Raw genomic sequence first — 18264 nt, 5'->3', positions numbered from 1 at the left:
CCCCTCGAGCCGGGCGGCGTCGGCGGTATGACGTGATGTGGTCGATGCGGGGCTCGCGACCGACGGCGGGCCCCGGATCGCGCGTCAGTCCAGCCGCGAGTGCTCGCCCAGGCGGTGCCACGTGCGGTTGTGGTACACCAGAGCGGCTCCGGGCTCGCCCGGCTCGAGGTCGCGCTCGACGTCGACCTGCAGGGCCTGCGCGGCGATGACGGTGGAACCGCCGGCATCCATGCGACTGACGATCTTGCAGCGCAGCCATGCGCGCACGCCGTGGTAGACCGGCTCGCCGGTCGCGAGGCGTGACCAGGTCGAGGTGTCGGCGAAGCGATCGAGGCCGCTGGTGGCGGCCGTGCGGGCCAAGCCGATGTCCTCGGCGTCGAGCAGGTGGACCACGATCGTGTCGGCCGCGATGATGGTGGGCGTCGCCGACGACAGGGCCGAGACCGAGAAGATCAGCAGCGGCGGGTCGGCGCTCACCGATGACACGCTCGACGCCGTGAGGGCGACGGGACCGTTCTCGCCGTAGGCGGTGATCACCGCGATGCCGCCGGGGTGGCCGCGGAACGCGCGCTTGAAGTCGTCCGCCGAGACCGAGGTACCGATGGCGGGCGTGCTCTCCGGGGTGCCGTGCGGAAGCGAAGTCATACCTACGACGGTAGGCGTTCGCGGGGGCGCCGGCGCCGTCGGGTGCAATACGAGGAAACGCTCGATCCGACCAACCGGAACCGTGAGCCATGAGTGTGAGGCTTCACATTTACCGATCCGTGATCTCCGAGCGGTCCGGATTGCTTGACAACGACGGTTGTGTGAGCGCTAACATTCCCACACGGCTCACCCGAGGGGCTGCATCACATGAACCGGCATCGGAGCCGGCGAAACGAGGAGGTTTCATCATGAAGGCGAACAAGATCATCACCGGGCTCGCGCTCGTCGGAGCGATCGCATTCACGGCGACCGGCTGCGCCGGCGGTGGCGGCGGGGCAGCCGGCGGCGGTGGCGACGGAGTCATCACGGTCGGCTTCGCACAGACCGGGTCGGAGAGCGGGTGGCGCAGCGCCAACACCGAGTCGATGAAGGAGGCGTTCAGCGAGGCCAACGGTTTCAACCTCATCTTCAACGCCGCCGACAACAAGCCCGAGGCGCAGATCGCCGCGGTCCGCAGCTTCATCAACCAGGGCGTCGACGCGATCGTGCTCGCTCCCATCGTCACCGACGGCTGGGACGACGTGCTGAAGGAGGCGAAGGATGCCAACATCCCCGTGATCCTCGAAGACCGCACGGTGTCGGCATCCGAAGACCTCTACGCGAGCTGGATCGGCCTCGACTTCACGAAGGAGGGAGAGACCGCGGGCACGTGGGTCGCCGAGAACTTCGGTTCGACGCCGACCAACATGGTCGTGCTCGAGGGGACGACCGGGTCCTCCGCCGCGACGGACCGCGCCTCCGGCTTCGACTCGGCGATCGAGGGCACCGACATTAAGGTCCTCGACTCGCAGACGGGCAACTTCACTCGGGCTGAGGGCAAGACCGTCATGGAGGGCTTCCTGCAGAAGTACGGCTCGCAGATCAACCTGCTCTTCGCCCACAACGACGACATGGGTCTCGGCGCGCTCGAGGCGATCAAGGCGGCGGGTCTCACGCCCGGCACCGACATCAAGATCGTCACCATCGACGCGGTCAAAGACGGCATGACCGCTCTGTCCAAGGGCGAATTCAACTACATCGTCGAGTGCAACCCGCTGCTGGGCGAGAAGACGGCCGAGGTCGTCAAGAAGGTCGTCGCCGGTGAGTCCGTCGACAAGAGCTACATCGTCGAAGACCAGGCCTTCGACCAGGAGCAGGCCAAGAAGGTCCTCGACAGCCGCCCCTACTGATCGCCGGCCCCGGCGCCGTCGACTCCCCTCGTCGGCCGGGCCACTCGGTGCAGAACCCTCCCCGCGTGCGGGGCCGCTCCAACGGCCCCGCACGCCCACCGATCCTCAGAAAGCGATCCAGCATGACAAGCGAACGTGCCGCCGTCGTGGCCATGCGCGGCATCAGCATCCAGTTCCCCGGTGTGAAGGCGCTCGACGGCGTCGATTTCACCCTCTACCCGGGCGAGGTGCACTCCCTCATGGGAGAGAACGGCGCCGGCAAATCCACCCTCATCAAGGCCCTCACCGGTGTCTACGGCATCGACGAGGGAAGCATCCGCGTCGACGGCGACGAGCGGCTCTTTCGCTCGACCGCCGACGCGCAGGCCGCGGGGATCGCGACCGTCTATCAAGAGGTGAACCTCTGCCAGAACCTCACCGTCGGCGAGAACGTGATGCTCGGCGAGGAGGTGCGACGCGCGGGCGTCGTCGACTGGCGGGCGACCCACGCCGCCGCCGCGACCCACCTGGCCGGACTCGGGGTGTACATCGACACCCGGTCGATCCTGGCCAGTCACTCCATCGCCGTGCAGCAGCTCGTCGCGATCAGCAGGGCCATGGTGGTCGACACCAAGGTGCTCGTGCTGGACGAACCGACCTCGAGTCTCGACCGCGGCGAGGTGGAGCAGCTCTTCGGGGTGATCCGCGACCTGCGCGACCGCGGCGTCGCGATCCTTTTCGTGTCGCATTTCCTCGACCAGATCTACGAGATCTCCGACCGGCTGACCGTGCTGCGCAACGGCACGCTCGTGGGGGAGTACCCCGTCGCCGAGCTCGGGCGCGAGCAGCTCGTGGCGAAGATGATCGGCCGCGAACTCGGCGAACTGGATGCCATCTCGGCGAGCGCCGATCGCCCGATCGACCGCTCGGGAACCCCCGTGCTCCGGGCGAGCGGCCTCGGCCGCAAGAACGCCCTCGAGCCCGTCGACCTCGAGGTGTTCGGGGGCGAGATCGTCGGGCTCGCGGGACTCCTGGGCTCCGGGCGGACGGAATTGGCGCGCCTGCTCTCCGGCGCCGACCGCGCCGACGAGGGCGCGATCGAGGTCGACGGGACGCCCGCGCGGACCGGCTCGCCCCGTCATGCCCTCGATCGGGGCATCGCGTTCTCATCGGAGGACCGCCGCGCCGAGGGGATCGTGGGCGACCTCACCGTGGCCGAGAACATCATCCTCGGCGTCCAAGCGCGGCGCGGGCCGCTGCGCCGGATGGGGGCGGCCGAGAAGCAGGCCATCGTCGACGAGTACATCACCGCCCTCGGGGTGCGCCCGGCGAATCCCGACGCGCTCATCCGCAACCTCTCCGGCGGCAATCAGCAGAAGGTGCTGCTCGCTCGCTGGCTGGCCACCGCGCCCGAACTGCTGGTGCTCGACGAACCGACCCGCGGCATCGACGTCGGCGCGAAGGCCGACATCCAGCGCAAGGTCGCCGAGCTGGCCGAGAAGGGGCTCGCCGTCGTCTTCATCTCCTCGGAGCTCGAGGAGGTGCTGCGCATCGCGCAGCGCGTGGCCGTCCTGCGCGACCGTCGTAAGATCGGCGAGCTCGCCACCCGCGACGTCGACCTCGACGGCCTGGTGGCCTACATCGCCGACGGACAGCCCGATGGGCTGCCCGTCACCGTCCCCGAGACATCGTCGTCCGACCGGGAGAAGATCGCATGAAGAGATTCCTCACTCACCGCCTCGTGTGGCCGATCGCGGCGCTCATCGCCCTCATCGCGATCAACACGATCTCGCGGCCGTCCTTCCTCAGCATCACCGTGCAGAACGGGCAGTTCTACGGTTCGCTCATCGACATCCTGCGCAACAGTGCGCCGCTGATGCTGGTCGCCCTCGGCATGACGCTCGTGATCGCCACCCGGGGCATCGACCTCTCGGTGGGCGCGATCATGGCCGTCTCCGGAGCGGTCGCGCTGACGATCATCGAGGCCGCCCCCGACTCGGGCAACCTCGGGGTCGTCTTCACCGCGATCGCCGCCGCCGTCGGCGTCGCGCTGCTGCTCGGCGTGTGGAACGGCTTCCTGGTGTCGGTGCTCGGCATCCAACCCATCATCGCCACGCTCGTGCTGATGCTCGCCGGCCGCGGCGTCGCTCTGCTCATCACGGGCGGGTTCATCACCACGATCAACAGCGACCCCTACAAGTTCATCGCCGGCGGGTACGTGCTGGGACTGCCCTTCGCGTTCTTCGTGGCCCTCGCGGCCGTGATCGTGGTCGGCGTCCTGGAACGGCGCACCGCCCTGGGCATGCTCACCGAGGCGGTGGGCATCAACCCCGAGGCCAGCCGTCTCGCGGGGGTCCGCTCGCGCGGGATCATCTGGGGCGCCTACATCGCCAGCGGCGCGCTCGCCGGGATGGCCGGCATCCTGTACAGCTCGAACATCATGGCCGCCGATGCGAACGCGGCCGGCCTCTACATCGAGCTGGATGCCATCCTCGCGGTGGTCCTCGGAGGCACCTCGCTCGCGGGTGGGAAGTTCAGCATCGCGGGCACGGTCGTCGGCGTCTTCACCATCCAGACGCTCAAGAGCACCATCACCTTCCTCGGTGTCCCGCCCGCGGTCAGCCCGGTGTTCATGGCCGCGGCCGTTCTCGTGGTCGTCCTGCTGCAATCGCGACGCTTCCGGGCGTTCTTCCACACGGCCGGCCGCAGCGCCGTCCGCCCCCTGTCCCGTCGTGCCGATGCGAAGGTGCTGTCCTGATGGCCACTCTCACCGAAGAGCGCCGCGTGGCCACCGTGCCCGCGAGCCCGTACCGCCGCTTCCTCAGCCGCCACGTCTCGTGGGTCCCGGTGTTCGCGGCGGTCGTCATCCTCGTCGTCATGATCGCGGGCGCGATGTGGTGGTTCCCGAACTTCCAGCTGCCCCGCATCCTGTCGTCGATCCTCCTCGACAACGCCTATCTGCTGGTGCTGGCGGTCGGCATGACCTTCGTCATCCTGACCGGCGGCATCGACCTCTCCGTCGGGGCGGTCATGGCCTTCACCGGCATCCTGTGCGCGAAGATGCTGTCCGACGGCGTCCCGGTCGCGGTCACCCTGCCTGCGATGATCCTCATCGGCGCCGCCATCGGGCTGCTCATCGGGGTCCTCGTGCAGTTCTTCGACGTCCAACCCTTCATCGCCTCCCTCATCGGCATGTTCCTCGCCCGCGGTCTCGCCTTCGTGGTGAGCCTGGAGTCGATCAAGGTCGACAACGAGGGGCTGCTGTGGCTGCAGTCCACTCGCTTCTCGTTCGCGGGCTGGTACATCACGCCGACGGGGGTGATCGCGCTGCTCACCGTCGCGCTCGCGGCCTTCGTGCTGCGCTACACCCGGTTCGGACGCACCGTGTACGCCGTCGGAGGCAACGAGCATTCGGCCCGTCTGATGGGGCTCCCGGTCGTGCGCGCGAAGCTGTCGGTCTACGTCATCAGCGGGGTGTGCGCCGGTCTCGCGGGCATCGTGCTGACCGCTTATTCGGGTGCGGGCTACCCCTTGAACGGCGTCGGTACCGAGCTCGACACGATCGCCGCGGTGGTCATCGGCGGGACGCTTCTGACGGGCGGCAGCGGATTCGTGATCGGCTCGATGATCGGGGTGTTCGTGTACGGCCTGATCCGCACGATCATCTCCTTCTCGGGCGCCGAGCAGTCGTGGACGCGCATCACCGTCGGCGCGCTGCTGCTGCTGTTCGTCGTGGTCCAGCGCGTGATCGTCTCGCGCTCGGCCCTGCGGCGGTGACACGCTCTCGCCGCGTTCGCACTCCCGCTCGGGCGCGGGCATGATGGAGCCCATGTCCGCCGTCGCTCCGCCCCTCCTCGAGGTGCGCGGAGCGACGGTGCGTTTCGGCGTCGAGACAGCGCTCGCCGACGTCGATTTCCGGCTGCGGCCGGGTGAGGTGCACTCGCTCATGGGCGAGAACGGCGCGGGCAAGTCGACGCTCATCAAGGCGATCACCGGCGCGCTGCGCCTCGATGACGGCGACATCCTTCTCGACGGTCGACCGGTGCGCTTCTCCTCACCCGCCGACGCGCAGGCGCGGGGCATTTCGACGGTGTACCAGGAGATCGACCTCCTGCCCAATCTCACCGTGGCCGAGAACATCTCGCTCGGGCGCGAACCCCGGCACTTCGGCGTCATCGACCACCGCGAGATGCGCGTGCGCGCCGACACGGCGCTCGCGGCCCTCGGCGTCGACGTCGACCCCGCGTCGGTGCTGTCGTCGCATCCGTTGGCGGTGCAGCAGCTCGTCGCGATCGCGCGCGCCGTCTCGACCGAGGTCAAGGTCCTCGTGCTCGACGAACCGACCTCGAGCTTGGATGCCGACGAGGTGGCCGAGCTGTTCCGCGTCATCCGAGACCTCAAGGCGCAGGGCATCGCGATCGTCTTCGTCTCGCACTTCCTCGACCAGGTCTACGAGATCTGCGATCGCGTGACCGTGCTCCGCGGGGGACGCCTGGTCGGCGAGTACGGCACCAAGGAGTTGCTGCGCATCGACCTCGTGGAGAAGATGCTCGGTGCCGCCGCCGACGCCCTCGCCCCGCTCGGGCAGCGACTCGTCGAGCCCGCGGAGGGACCGAGCGTCCTGAGCGCGCGGGGACTGGCATCCGGGCCGCGACTGCGCGAGGCCGATCTCGACATCGCCGAGGGTGAGGTGATCGGCGTCGCGGGACTCCTCGGCTCCGGTCGCAGCGAACTGGCCCGCTCGCTCACCGGCGTCGATCGTCCCGACACCGGCGACGTGGCGATCGACGGCGAGGTCGCGCGCCTGGCCAGCCCCCGCGAGGCGATCCGCCGCCGTGTGGCCTACTCGTCGGAGAACCGGCGGACCGAGGGCATCATCGGCGATCTCAGCGTGCTCGACAACATCACGCTGGCTCTGCAGGCGCAGCGGGGGATCTTCCACCGCCTGAGCACGGCGCGTCGCCGGGAGCTCGCGACGAGCTGGGTCGAGGCGCTGCACATCCGGCCCGCCGACATCGATCGTCCCGTCGCGACGCTGTCGGGCGGCAACCAGCAGAAGGTGCTCCTCGCGCGTCTGCTCGCGCTCTCGCCGCGCCTGATCGTGCTCGACGAACCCACCCGCGGCATCGACGTGGGCGCGAAGGCCGAGATCCAACGGCTGGTGGGCGAGCTCAGCGACAACGGCCTGTCGATCGTCTACATCTCGGCCGAACTCGACGAAGTGCTGCGGGTGGCCCATCTCGTCGCCGTCATGCGTGACGGAGTGCTCGCCCAGATCGTCCCGGCCGTGGGTCTGACCTCCGACGCCCTCCTCGCGCTGGTCGCGGGCCACACCACCCCGGAAGGCGGCGGCGGTGGCTGACGACAAGGCCTCCTCCCGCACCGCCAACATCTTCGACGTCGCCCGCTTGGCCGGGGTGTCCCATCAGACGGTGTCGCGGGTGCTCAACAACATGCCGAACGTCCGCCCGGCGACCCGGGCGCGCGTCGAGCAGGCCATCGCCCAGCTGCGCTACAGCCCGTCGCCCGCCGCACGCGCCCTCGTCACGCGGCGCACCCGCACGATCGGGCTGGTCACCCCGGGCACGGTCGATTACGGGCCCTCGTCGATCGCGATGAACTTCAACTTCGCCGCCCGCGCGGCCCGCTACAACGTGGATGCCATCAGCTCGGCCCAGACAGACGTGGGCGAGGTGCGAGTGGCGATCGACGGTCTGCTCAAACAGCGGGTGGATGCGATCGTGCTCATCATCGTCGACGCGGAGGTGCTCGCCGCCGTCCAGGCGCTCGAGCTCGACGTGCCCGTGGTCGCTGCCGCGGCGACCCCGCGGCCCCACCCGCGGCTCGTCGCCATCGATCAGTACCGCGGTGCGCGAGCGGCCGTGCGCCACCTGCTGGAGTCGGGGTACGAGACCGTACGCCACATCGCCGGCCCGGCCCGCAACCCGGACGCGGTGGAACGTCTGCGGGGATGGCGTGAGGAGATCGCCACGGCGCGTGCCCAGTCGACTCCGCCCCTGTACGGCGACTGGACGGCGGCGAGCGGCTACCGGATCGCGACGGAGACCGATCTCGCCCCCGGCGAGGGCATCTTCGTCGCGAACGATCAGATGTCGATCGGCGTCCTGTCGGCTCTGCGCGAGCGGGGGCTGAGGGTTCCGGAGGACATCGGCATCGTCGGATTCGACGACATCCCGGAGGCGTCGTTCGTGTACCCCTCACTGTCGACGGTGCGGCAGGACTTCGCCGCCCTCGGCGAGATCCTCATGCAGAAGGTGCTGTTGATGGTCGAGGAACCCGACACCGTCAGCGAGAGCACGCCGCTGCCCACCCGCCTCGTCGTGCGGGATTCCGCGCCGAAGCGTCCCTGACGCCCGAGACCCGCAAGGTCTCGTGGGGCGATCGCCGCACGCGGAAAGGCCCGAATGCCGTGGCATCCGGGCCCTTCTTCGCCCGCGGATCAGCCGAGCAGCGGCACCGCGCCGACGAGCACGCCGACGGCGAGCATCACGAGCGAGACGATCGTCGCGCGCCACAGCACCTTCTTGTGGTGGTCGCCGAGGTTGACGCCGGCGAGCGAGACGAGCAGCAGGATGGCCGGCACCAGCGGGCTCTGCAGGTGCACGGGCTGGCCGGTGATCGAGGCGCGGGCCATCTCGACCGGGGCGATGCCGTAGTTCGCCGCGCTCTCGGCGAGAACCGGGAGGATGCCGAAGTAGAACGCGTCGTTCGACATGAAGAACGTGAACGGGATCGACAGCACACCCGTGATGACGGCCAGGAACGGCCCCATCGATGAGGGGATGACCTCGGTGATCCACGACGCCATGGCGGTGACCATGCCCGTGCCGTTGAGCACGCCGACGAGCACACCCGCGGCGAGCACCATCGAGACGACGCCGACGATGCTGGGCGCGTGGGCGACGATCTCGTCGGCCTGCGAGCGGAGCTTCGGGAAGTTCACGATGAGGGCCAGGGCGGCACCGACCATGAAGACGAAGGCGAGCGGGAAGATGTCCATCACCAGCAGCACCATCACGGCGACGGTGAGGGCGAGGTTGAACCAGATGAGCTTGGGTCGGAGCGTCGCGCGGTTCGGGTCGAGCATGGTGTCGGCCATCGCGGTGTCGGCGGCCTCGACCAGCTGCGGGGCGGCGACGGCACCCTGGCCGCCGCGGACGGTGACGATGTTGCCGGTGCGCAGCGAGGCGAGGGCGCCGGGCTTGTGCTCCGCGCCGCGGAAGATCTTCGGAGCGCCGAGGCGACCGAAGCCCCCGGGTCCGTCGATCTTGGAGGTGTCGACGGAACCGGCGAGACGCTTGCGCTCGGACAGACCGAGGAACCACGCGAAGGCGAGGGCGACGACCAGGCCCGCGAGGAGCGAGGGCACCATCGGCACGAAGACGTCGGTGGGCTGAAGGCCCAGCGCCGTCGCGGCGCGCACGGTGGGGCCGCCCCACGGGACGATGTTGAGCGTGCCGTTCATCAGACCCGCGACGCACGTCAGCACGACGGGGCTCATACCCAAGCGCAGGTAGAGGGGGAGCATCGCCGAGGTCGTGATGATGAAGGTGGTCGAGCCGTCGCCGTCGAGCGACACCGCGCCGGCGAGGATCGCCGTACCGAGCACGATCTTGGCCGGGTCATCGCCCAGGAAACGCGTGATCACGCGGATCAGGGGATCGAAGAGCCCCACGTCGATCATGATGCCGAAGTACATGATGGCGAACAGCAGCAGGGCGGCGGTCGGCGCCATCTTGCCGATCGCGTCGATCACCATGTCGCCGAGGCCGAAACCCGCGCCGGCGATGAGGCCGAAAACGGTCGGCACGATGATGAGGGCGACCATCGGGGTCATGCGCCGCGTCATGATCAGCGCCATGAACGACAGCACCATGAGGAAGCCGAGGGCGACGAGCACACCATCGGCGGGCGTGTAGGCCACCGCGTACTCTTCGGCCTCAGCCGCAAGGATCAGGGGGGTCATCGCGACTCCTTCGTCGTGGATGTGGGCGCCCGGTGCGCCATCGATCTGCCGACCGTACGGATGCCGCTGACTTCCGCGCGCGCTTGCTCGCATTGAGCGCCGTTATGCGCGTACCGTGTCTTCTGCGCATTTCGCGCACGACGACGTCGCCGACCGGGAGGTGCGCATGCGGTTCGCCACCCGGATGCTCGTGGTGCAGGTCGCCACCCAGCTCGTGGTCGTCGCCGTGTGCACCGCCGTCTTCGCGTTCCTCGGGGTGCAGCAGCTGAAGGCCGAGGCCGATTCGTCCGCCCTCAACATCGCGCGCTCCGTCGCGGAAGCCCCCGACGTGCGCGCGCTCGTGACGGCGTTCTCGGCCGACCCCGGAACCCCGGATGCCGCGCAGCTGCGCGACGGGGAGCTGCAGCACTACGCCGCCGACGTCACTGACCGCACGCAGGGGCTCTTCGTCGTCATCACCGACGATCACGGCATCCGTCTGGCCCACCCCGACCCCGATCGCCTGGGGCAGGTGGTCAGCACGAGCTTCGCCGACGCCCTCGCGGGCCGCGAGGTGGTGACGTGGGAGACCGGGACCCTGGGGGAGTCGGCGCGGGCCAAGGTACCGATCTACCCGCCCGCCGGAGGAGCGCCGGTCGGCGAGGTCAGCGTGGGCTTCGAACGGGCCAGCGTGTTCGACGACCTGCCGGCCCTCATCGGGGGCATCGCGGTGGCGGTCGCGCTCGCCGTGGCGATCGGCGCGATCGTGGCCCTGCTGATGCGACGGCGACTCGAGCGGTTGACCCTGGGCGTGCAGCCCGAGGAGCTCGTCGCACTCGTGCAGACCCAGACGGCCGTGCTCGAGGGGGCGGACGAGGGGGTCCTGGCCCTCGACGAAGCCGGAGTGGTGCGCGTGTGCACGGCGACCGCCGAACGCCTACTGGGTGTGACGGGTGCTGTGGGGCGGCCGATCGCCGACCTGGGCCTCGCCCCCGCTGTCACGGCGGCGCTTTCGGGGCCGGGGGCGTCGACGGGACTGCCCCTGGGCGACCGGGTCGTCTTCATCGACGTGCGACCCGTGCGCCGCGGGGCGCGCGCCCTGGGCCGAGTGGCCGTGCTGCGCGATCGCACCGACGTCATGGCGCTGTCGGGCCGGCTCGACAGCGTGCGCGCAATGGGCGACGCGCTGCGCGTGCAGCGGCACGAGAACGCCAACCGCCTGCATGCGGCCGTGGGGCTGCTCGACGCGGGCCGGGTCGAGGAGGCGCGGGCCTTCCTCGCCGACCTCGTCGACAGGGGCTCGGTCGACTGGGCCGTGCCGGGCATCGAGCTCGTGGGCGATGCGATGCTGCAGTCGTTCCTCGGCGCGAAGGCCCTCGCGGCCCGCGAGCGCGGCGTGGCCCTGCGCCTGGCCGACGACACCTTCTCGCGCGAGCCGATCGACGACGTGGAAGACGTGGTTGCGGTGCTGGGGAACCTCATCGACAACGCCGTCACGGCCGCGGCGGCGGCTCCGGCCCCCCGCGCGGTCGAGGTCAGCGTGCTCGACGACCGCGACGCGGTGGTGATGACGGTGGCCGACAGCGGGGGCGGGATCGTCGACGTCGACGAGATCTTCGCGCCGCGCGATCGGGATGCCGACTCCGACACCGTGCACGGTCTCGGGATCGGCCTGCCCCTGTCGCGCGAGTTCGCGCGGCGCCGGGGCGGCGAGGTGTGGGTGGTGGATGCCGGAGGCGACGGGCACGGCGCCGTGGTCGCGGCGCGCCTACCCGGCGTCCGCCGAGCCGGCGACGATGTGGTGCGGGAAAGGGGCGGCGCGTGAGCGGCATCCGGGTTCTGGTGGTCGACGACGATTTCCGCGTGGCGGGGTTGCATCGCGAGGCGGTCGCCGCGCGCGCGGGTTTCGTGGCCCTCGAGCCCGCGCGCACCATCGGAGAGGCGCGCACCGCGATCGCCGCGCACGCCCCCGACCTGGTGCTCGCCGACGTCTACCTGCCCGACGGCGACGGCATCGACCTCGTGCGCTCCCTCGACGTCGACGCCTTCGTCCTGTCGGCGGCGACGGATGCCGCAACCGTCCGGCGCGCGTTCTCGGCCGGGGCGCTCGCCTACCTCGTCAAGCCGTTCGACACGCGCGTGCTGGCCGAACGTCTCGAGCGCTACGCCCGCTATCGCAACCTGCTGACCAGCGTCCGGCCCCTCTCGCAGGACGACATCGACCGCGCGGCATCCCTCATGCGGGGGGAGCGCGAGGGATCCTCGCTCGCCCGCTCGGCCACCGAGCAGACGGTGCTGGCGGCGCTGGGCGATGACGAGGCGTCGGCGACGGAGGTGGCCGAGCGCATCGGCGTCTCGCGCGCGACGGCGCAGCGTCACCTCACGGCGCTCGCCGAGCGCGGTCTCGTGCAGGTGAGCCTGCGGTACGGGTCGACGGGTCGGCCCGAGCATCGCTTCCGCGCGGGCGGCTGAGCGTCCCGGCATCGCACCGCTCGCTCCCCTCTGATCGGTGCCGGCGCGACGCGCCCTCGTCCCACCTGTGGTGGGTGTCGGCGTCTCGCACCGGCCATAGGTGGGACGAGGGGGAGCTCAGGCCTCCAGCACCGCCCAGCCGCGCGCGCCCAGCTCGACGCGTCCGGCGGCGAGCGTGCCGTCACCCGCGACGATCGTGCGCGCATCGGCGGCCGGCAGCGACACCGGCTCGTCGCCGATGTTCAGCGTCACCACGACGGCGTCGTCGCCGGTCGCCGTCCGCAGCGCCACGGCAGCGTTGGCGAGCTCGATCACGTCGGTGTGCGCGCGCCAGAGCCACGGTTTGCGGCGCCGGAGGGCGATGAGCGAGCGATGCGCCTCGAGGACGCGGGCGTCGGCCTGCGCCTCATCGGGGCCGGCGGGGAACTCCGGTCGCACCGCGTCGTCGCCGCCGAGGCGATCCTCCTTCACGGCGGTCCACCCGAACTCGTCGCCCGCGTACACCGAGGGCGTCCCGGCCACGGTGAACAGCACGGCGAGCGCGTGCGGCACGAGGTCGGCCCCCACCGCGGATGCGATGCGCGTGACGTCGTGATTGCCGACGAAGGTCTGGGGGACGAAGACGCGCAGCAGCTCGTCGTGCCGCTCGATGGCGTGGCCGAGCTCGAACAGGTTGCCGTCGGCGATGCCGTGCCAGATCCCCTGCCACAGCTCGTACTGCGTCAGGGAATCGATGGTCGACTCCCGCACGATCCGCGCCGCCTCGCCGTGGATGACCTCGCCGAGGAACCACGCGTCCGGGAAGCGCTCGCGCACCCGCGGCAGCACCTCGGCCCAGAAGGCCGACGGCACCGCGTACGCGGCATCCAATCTCCACCCGTCGATCCCGCGTTCGAGCCAGTGGCACATGACGTCGACGACGAGGTCGACGACGGCGGGGGAGGAGTGATCGAGCGCGACGAGCGCGTCGTGCCCCTCGAACACGTCCGCCTCGAAGCGGCCGTCGACCCACCGCCCGCGGAACAACTGCGGCCCGTCCTCGGTCTGCGCGCGGAACGCCGGGTGCGCGCGCCCCACGTGATTGAAGACGCCGTCGAGCAGGATCCGGATGCCGCGCTCCCGCGCCGCCCCCACGAGACGGTCGAAATCGGCGTCGTCCCCCAGTCTTGGGTCGATGCGGAAGTGATCGACGGTGTCGTATCCGTGGGTCTCGGCCGCGAAGACCGGTCCGAGCAGCAGACCGTTCAGCCCGAGCTCGATGACGTGGTCGAGCCAGGGGTGCAGGCGGTCGAGGCGGTGCGAGGGCTCGGCATCCGGGTCGACGCCGTCGCGGATCGGCGCGCCGACGAATCCCAGCGGGTAGACGTGCCACCACATGACGTGTTCGGGCCATTCGGGCATGACTCGACGCTATCGAGGTCTCGCGGATCGTCGGGCGGGGTTGCGCGGCGGCCGCCGCGGAGGTGCGTGGTCAGGCGCGCGCGCGAGCGTCGGGCGCGGAGAAGGCGAGAAGGTCGAGCGCGTGCGACCGCGCCGCGTCGACGGCCGCCGCGACCGCGCCGATCGAGACGATGTCCGCGCCGAGGGGGGATGCCACGATCTCGGGCGCCGGAAGGTCCAGCGCGCGGGGGAGGGCGGCCCGTGCCGCGGTGATGATGGGTTCGGCGCCCGCGGCGATCGCGCCCGAGACGACCACCCTCCGCACGTCGAAAAGACTGCCGAGGGTCGCCGCGACGATGGACAGGGCGCCGCCCACCTCGTGCGCGATGGCCAGCGCCCCGGCGTCGCCCGCGCCGGCCAGATCGAGGACGGTCTTCGCGTCGAGCGCGGCGGGGTCGATCGTCGCCAGCGCGGATCCGGTGGGGAGGCGCCCGGAGGCGATGGCGGCGCGGGCCGCCTCGACGCACCGTGGCGCCAGGCCCTCGGCGCTGCCGACGCCCTCCACCCGATCGAACGCGACGGTCTCCCCGGCGCCGCCGTGGGCACCGCGCAGAAGGCGACCGTCGACCCAGATGCCGGCGCCGAACCGCTCGCCGGCGAGCAGGGCGATGAAGTCGTCGACGCCGACCGCGGCGCCGCGGGCCCGCTCGGCCACGGCCGCGAGAGAGGCGTCGTTCTCGACCCGGACCACCGGCGCCCAGTCGGCGAACGTGTCGACGAAGCCCGGGTTCATACGCTCCCAGAATCCGTCGTGGTGAAGGGGGGATCGACCCGACCGGTCGACCGGCGCGGGCACGCCGACGCAGAGGGCGGCGATGTCGGACCGATCGCGGTGCGCACGCGTGAGAGTGGCATCGACCGTCGTCTCCGCGGCGCGTCGACGGCGCTCCGGGGAGTCGCGCTCGGGATCGATCGCGAGACGCGAGGTCGCGAGCGTCCGTCCGCGCAGATCGGCGACGGTGGCCGTGACGTGCCCGCGCCCGGCGTCGACGCCGACCACCACAGCCGCCTCCGGGCGGAAGGCGAAGCGGCGCGCCGGGCGACCTTTCGAGTACTCACCGACGGTGCGGGCGTTCGGCATCTCGGCGAGGAGGCCTCGCGCGACCAGTTCGTCGAGGACGTCGATGGTCGTCGATCGCGTCAGGCCGACGGCGGCGATCACGTCGCTCGCGGTGAACGCCTCGGCGTCCCAGGCGTGCGCGAGCACCGTGTCGAGACTGCGTCGGCGCAGCGAGGGCGCCGATGTCGTGGCATCCGTCATCAGATCTTGACCCCCTTCGCGTCCGGTGCAATACTGCCCTCACGAAGTTGATTTGGCGAGTAAATTTACTCGGCGACACAACAAATTCGCAGTGCAGCGAGGAGGACGCAGGTGTCGACGAAGACGAGAGCGGGGCGACGATGGCTCGCCGCGACCGCGGTCGGGGTGCTCGGGGCGAGTCTGCTCGCCGGGTGCTCGGCCGACGGGCGCGAGACCATCCGCTTCACCTTCAGCAAGCGCGAGGCGCTGACGTTCATGAACGACGTGGTCGCGCAGTACAACGCCTCGCAGGACGAGGTGCGCGTCGAGATGGACAGCTCGGGCGTCGACGTGGTGTCGGCGAGCTTCGTCCGCGGCAACCCGCCCGACATCATGCTCGCCAACTACAACTACGAGGTCGCCCGGTTCGTGCAGCGCTGCGCGCTCAGCGACCTCAGCGGCACCGCCGCCGCCGCGAGCGTCCGCGAGGACCTCCAGCCGCTCATGGATCAGTACGGCTCGTGCGAGGGGCGCACGAGCGCCCTGCCGTACTCCGTGATGGCGGCATCCGTCATCTACAACACGCAGATCTTCGAGCAGTACGGGCTCGCGGTCCCCACCACGTGGGACGAGCTGCTGCAGGTGTCCGACACGTTGAAGCAGAACGGCATCACCCCGTTCTACGGCACGTTCAAAGACGACTGGACCGTCGCGCAGGGGTGGTACGACTATTCGGTCGGCGGCTCGCTCGACGTGATCGACTTCTTCGACGGCCTCGCCGCCGAGGGCGACCAGGTGGGGTCCGGTTCGTCGGTGTCGTTCGCGAAGGACTTCACCGAGCCGATGGACCGCATGCTGCAGCTCGCCCAGGACTACACGAACGAGGATGCCGAGAGCCGCGCCTACGGTGACGGCAACCTCGCGTTCGCCCAGGGTCAGGCCGCGATGTACCTGCAGGGCCCGTGGGCGCTCGGCGAGATCGCCAAGACCTCGCCCGACCTCCCCGTCGGCACCTTCCCGCTGCCGATGACCGACGACCCCGACGACCTCAAGGTGCGGGTCAACATGGACCTCGCCGCGATCATCCCCGAGGCCTCCCGCCATCAGGATGCCGCCCGCGACTTCCTGGAGTATCTGTACCAGCCCGAGATCATCGAGGCCTACAACGAGTCCCAGCTCGGATTCGCACCGACGAAGGACGCCCCCTCGCCCAGCGACCCGCGTGTCGCCGGCATGGTCCCCTACTACGAGGAGGGGCGGATCTACCAGGGCGCCTCGGTGCTCGTGCCCAAGACGATCCCCACCTTCAACTACGCGCAGGCGATGATCTTCGGCGCCTCGCCCGAGACCACCCTGCGCACCATGGACGAGGACTGGTCGCGGCTCGCGTTCCGCCAGCCGCCCGCCTCGACGACGGATGCCGCTGGCGAGGAGGCCGCGCGATGACCACCACCACCACGATCGTCACGGGAGGGAAGGCGACGGCTCGCCGCAGCTCGCGCCGGATCGAGCCCATCTACTACCTGTTCCTGCTGCCGACCCTCGTGCTCTTCACGCTCGCGATCACGATCCCGGGTCTGATCGGCATCTTCTTCAGCTTCACCGACTCGATCGGTCTCGGGGAGTGGAACTTCACGGGGCTGACGAACTACATCGCGATCTTCAGCGACCCCGCGATCCTGCAGGCCTACCTGTTCACCTTCGGGTTCTCGATCGCCACCGTGATCGTCGTCAACGTCGCGGCCTTCCTGCTCGCGGTGGGCCTGACCGCGCGGATCCGCTTCACGAAGGCGCTGCGCACGGTCTTCGTCATCCCGATGGTGATCTCGGGCATCATCATCGCCTACGTCTTCAACTTCCTCTTCAGCAACTCCGTACCGTCGGCGGGCGAAGCGCTCGGCATCTCCTGGCTGCAGACGAGCCTTCTCGCCAACCCCGATCTCGCGTGGGTCGCGATCGTGATCGTCACCGCGTGGCAGGCCATCCCCGGAACGCTGCTCATCTACATCGCCGGGCTGCTCTCGGTCCCGGGCGACGTGTACGAGGCGGCCGGGCTCGACGGCGCCAGTAAGACCCAGCAGCTGCTGCGCATCACGCTGCCGCTGGTGGCCGGGTACGTCGTCATCAACGTCATCCTCGGCTTCAAGGGCTTCCTGAACGCCTACGACATCATCGTCGGGCTCACCGGCGGCGGCCCCGGCACCGCGACGCGCAGCGTCGCGATGTCGATCATCCTGGGCTTCAACGGCGGCGACTACGCCTACCAGATGGCCAACGCCGCGCTCTTCTTCGTCGTCGCCGTCGTCATCTCGCTCCTGCAGCTCTCGCTGACCCGGGGAAGGAACACCCTGTCATGACCGCTCTCAACCAGCCCGCTCTCGCCTTCGAACAGGCCGAGCTCGCCGTCCCCGAGCGTCAGGGCCCCGCGGGCTCCGGCCCCCGGCGCTCCCGCTTCCGCCGCGTCGGCGCCGAGCGCATCAGCTGGTCGACGACGACCATCCTCGTGCTGTGCTCGCTGACGGTGCTGCTGCCCCTGTACGTCACCGTCTCGATGGCGCTCAAGAGCGGCACGCAGGTGGTCGACGGCAACGCGTTCTCGATCCCCTCGCCGATCAGCTTCGACGGCTTCGTGCAGGCGTGGACGCTCACGAAGTTCCCGGTGGGCCTCGCAATCTCGCTGCTGGTCACCGCGGGCACGGTCGTCGCGACGATCATCCTCGCCGCCTTCGCCTCCTACGCCATCGCCCGCAACTGGGACCGCAAGCTCTTCAGGTACTCGTTCTTCTACCTGCTCGCGGCGATGTTCATCCCGTTCCCGGTGATCGCTCTCCCGCAGATCCAGCTCACCGGGCGCCTCGGCCTCGACAACCCGCTCGGCGTGATCATCCTCGCGACAATGTTCCAGTTGAGCTTCAGCGTGCTGCTGTTCACGGCGTTCCTGCGTTCGATCCCCCTCGAGCTGGAGGAGAGCGCGCGGATCGACGGCGCGACCACCTGGCAGACGTTCTGGCGCCTGATCTTCCCGCTGCTCGCTCCCATGAGCGCCACGGTCGGCATCTTCGCGTTCCTGTACGCCTGGAACGACTTCATGATGCCCTCGCTCATCATCAGCGACCCGGCCCTGCAGACGCTGCCGGTGCGCCAGAACCTGTTCCAGACGCAGTTCAGCAACAACTACAACGTCGCCTTCGCCTCGTACCTCATGGCCATGGCCCCCGCGATCGTCGCTTACCTCTTCACCCAGCGCTGGGTGATGGCCGGCGTCACGCAGGGCGCCGTCAAGGGCTGAGCAG

At 70.0% G+C, this 18264-nt stretch carries 15 protein-coding genes; 11 read left to right on the top strand and 4 right to left on the bottom strand.

What is annotated here, in order from left to right:
• Window positions 1-84 precede the first annotated feature (84 nt).
• Window positions 85-645, bottom strand: a complete 561-nt coding sequence (locus B0B15_RS00145; RefSeq protein ID WP_076672738.1) for a flavin reductase family protein — start codon at window positions 643-645, stop codon at window positions 85-87.
• A gap of 248 nt (window positions 646-893) precedes the next feature.
• On the opposite strand from B0B15_RS00145, the gene B0B15_RS00140 reads away from it, so the two are divergent.
• The 6 genes from B0B15_RS00140 to B0B15_RS00115 all read left to right on the top strand — a co-directional run bounded on the left by B0B15_RS00140 (window position 894) and on the right by B0B15_RS00115 (window position 8224).
• On the top strand, window positions 894-1874 hold the full coding sequence (locus tag B0B15_RS00140; RefSeq protein ID WP_076672737.1) for an ABC transporter substrate-binding protein: 981 nt from the start codon (window positions 894-896) through the stop codon (window positions 1872-1874).
• 122 nt (window positions 1875-1996) lie between these two features.
• The gene (locus B0B15_RS00135; protein WP_091366264.1) at window positions 1997-3571 is read left to right on the top strand and encodes a sugar ABC transporter ATP-binding protein; all 1575 of its coding nucleotides are present in this window, start codon (window positions 1997-1999) and stop codon (window positions 3569-3571) included.
• Complete coding sequence (locus B0B15_RS00130; protein WP_076672736.1) at window positions 3568-4611, top strand: ABC transporter permease; 1044 nt, start codon at window positions 3568-3570, stop codon at window positions 4609-4611. The genes B0B15_RS00135 and B0B15_RS00130 overlap by 4 nt, the downstream gene beginning before the upstream one ends.
• Entirely contained in the window at window positions 4611-5630 is a 1020-nt protein-coding gene (locus tag B0B15_RS00125) for an ABC transporter permease subunit (protein WP_076672735.1), read from the top strand. Before B0B15_RS00130 ends, B0B15_RS00125 begins: the two co-directional genes overlap by 1 nt.
• A 43-nt stretch (window positions 5631-5673) precedes the next feature.
• Window positions 5674-7215 (top strand): sugar ABC transporter ATP-binding protein, encoded by a 1542-nt coding sequence (locus B0B15_RS00120; protein WP_076672734.1) that lies wholly within the window; start codon window positions 5674-5676, stop codon window positions 7213-7215.
• The gene (locus B0B15_RS00115) at window positions 7208-8224 is read left to right on the top strand and encodes a LacI family DNA-binding transcriptional regulator (RefSeq protein ID WP_076672733.1); all 1017 of its coding nucleotides are present in this window, start codon (window positions 7208-7210) and stop codon (window positions 8222-8224) included. The genes B0B15_RS00120 and B0B15_RS00115 overlap by 8 nt, the downstream gene beginning before the upstream one ends.
• Before the next feature lie 89 nt (window positions 8225-8313).
• Here B0B15_RS00115 and B0B15_RS00110 read toward each other — a convergent pair whose 3' ends face one another.
• Window positions 8314-9840, bottom strand: a complete 1527-nt coding sequence (locus B0B15_RS00110) for a CitMHS family transporter (RefSeq protein ID WP_076672732.1) — start codon at window positions 9838-9840, stop codon at window positions 8314-8316.
• A 115-nt stretch (window positions 9841-9955) separates the two neighbouring features.
• Between B0B15_RS00110 and B0B15_RS00105 the strand changes: the two genes are divergently transcribed.
• Window positions 9956-11644 (top strand): sensor histidine kinase, encoded by a 1689-nt coding sequence (locus tag B0B15_RS00105; protein WP_306169546.1) that lies wholly within the window; start codon window positions 9956-9958, stop codon window positions 11642-11644.
• Window positions 11641-12291, top strand: a complete 651-nt coding sequence (locus tag B0B15_RS00100; RefSeq protein WP_076672731.1) for a response regulator — start codon at window positions 11641-11643, stop codon at window positions 12289-12291. Before B0B15_RS00105 ends, B0B15_RS00100 begins: the two co-directional genes overlap by 4 nt.
• 117 nt (window positions 12292-12408) lie before the next feature.
• Here the strand turns inward: B0B15_RS00100 and B0B15_RS00095 are convergent, their stop codons facing one another.
• Window positions 12409-13692 (bottom strand): alpha-amylase family glycosyl hydrolase, encoded by a 1284-nt coding sequence (locus B0B15_RS00095; protein ID WP_076672730.1) that lies wholly within the window; start codon window positions 13690-13692, stop codon window positions 12409-12411.
• A 70-nt stretch (window positions 13693-13762) separates the two neighbouring features.
• Window positions 13763-14992: an ROK family protein gene (locus B0B15_RS00090; RefSeq protein WP_076672729.1), complete on the bottom strand. Its 1230-nt coding sequence runs from the start codon at window positions 14990-14992 to the stop codon at window positions 13763-13765.
• A gap of 111 nt (window positions 14993-15103) precedes the next feature.
• On the opposite strand from B0B15_RS00090, the gene B0B15_RS00085 reads away from it, so the two are divergent.
• Genes B0B15_RS00085 through B0B15_RS00075 form a run of 3 tightly spaced genes read left to right on the top strand, consistent with a single transcriptional unit; the run spans window position 15104 to window position 18260 of the window.
• The gene (locus tag B0B15_RS00085; RefSeq protein WP_076672728.1) at window positions 15104-16417 is read left to right on the top strand and encodes an ABC transporter substrate-binding protein; all 1314 of its coding nucleotides are present in this window, start codon (window positions 15104-15106) and stop codon (window positions 16415-16417) included.
• Entirely contained in the window at window positions 16414-17328 is a 915-nt protein-coding gene (locus B0B15_RS00080) for a carbohydrate ABC transporter permease (protein ID WP_076672727.1), read from the top strand. The genes B0B15_RS00085 and B0B15_RS00080 overlap by 4 nt, the downstream gene beginning before the upstream one ends.
• On the top strand, window positions 17325-18260 hold the full coding sequence (locus tag B0B15_RS00075; protein WP_076672726.1) for a carbohydrate ABC transporter permease: 936 nt from the start codon (window positions 17325-17327) through the stop codon (window positions 18258-18260). The genes B0B15_RS00080 and B0B15_RS00075 overlap by 4 nt, the downstream gene beginning before the upstream one ends.
• Window positions 18261-18264 lie beyond the last annotated feature (4 nt).

The sequence above is a fragment of the Microbacterium sp. RU1D genome (assembly GCF_900156435.1).
Classification (GTDB): domain Bacteria; phylum Actinomycetota; class Actinomycetes; order Actinomycetales; family Microbacteriaceae; genus Microbacterium.
Note: the sequence above shows the minus strand (reverse complement) of the source record. Positions and strands in the feature narration are given on the sequence as shown.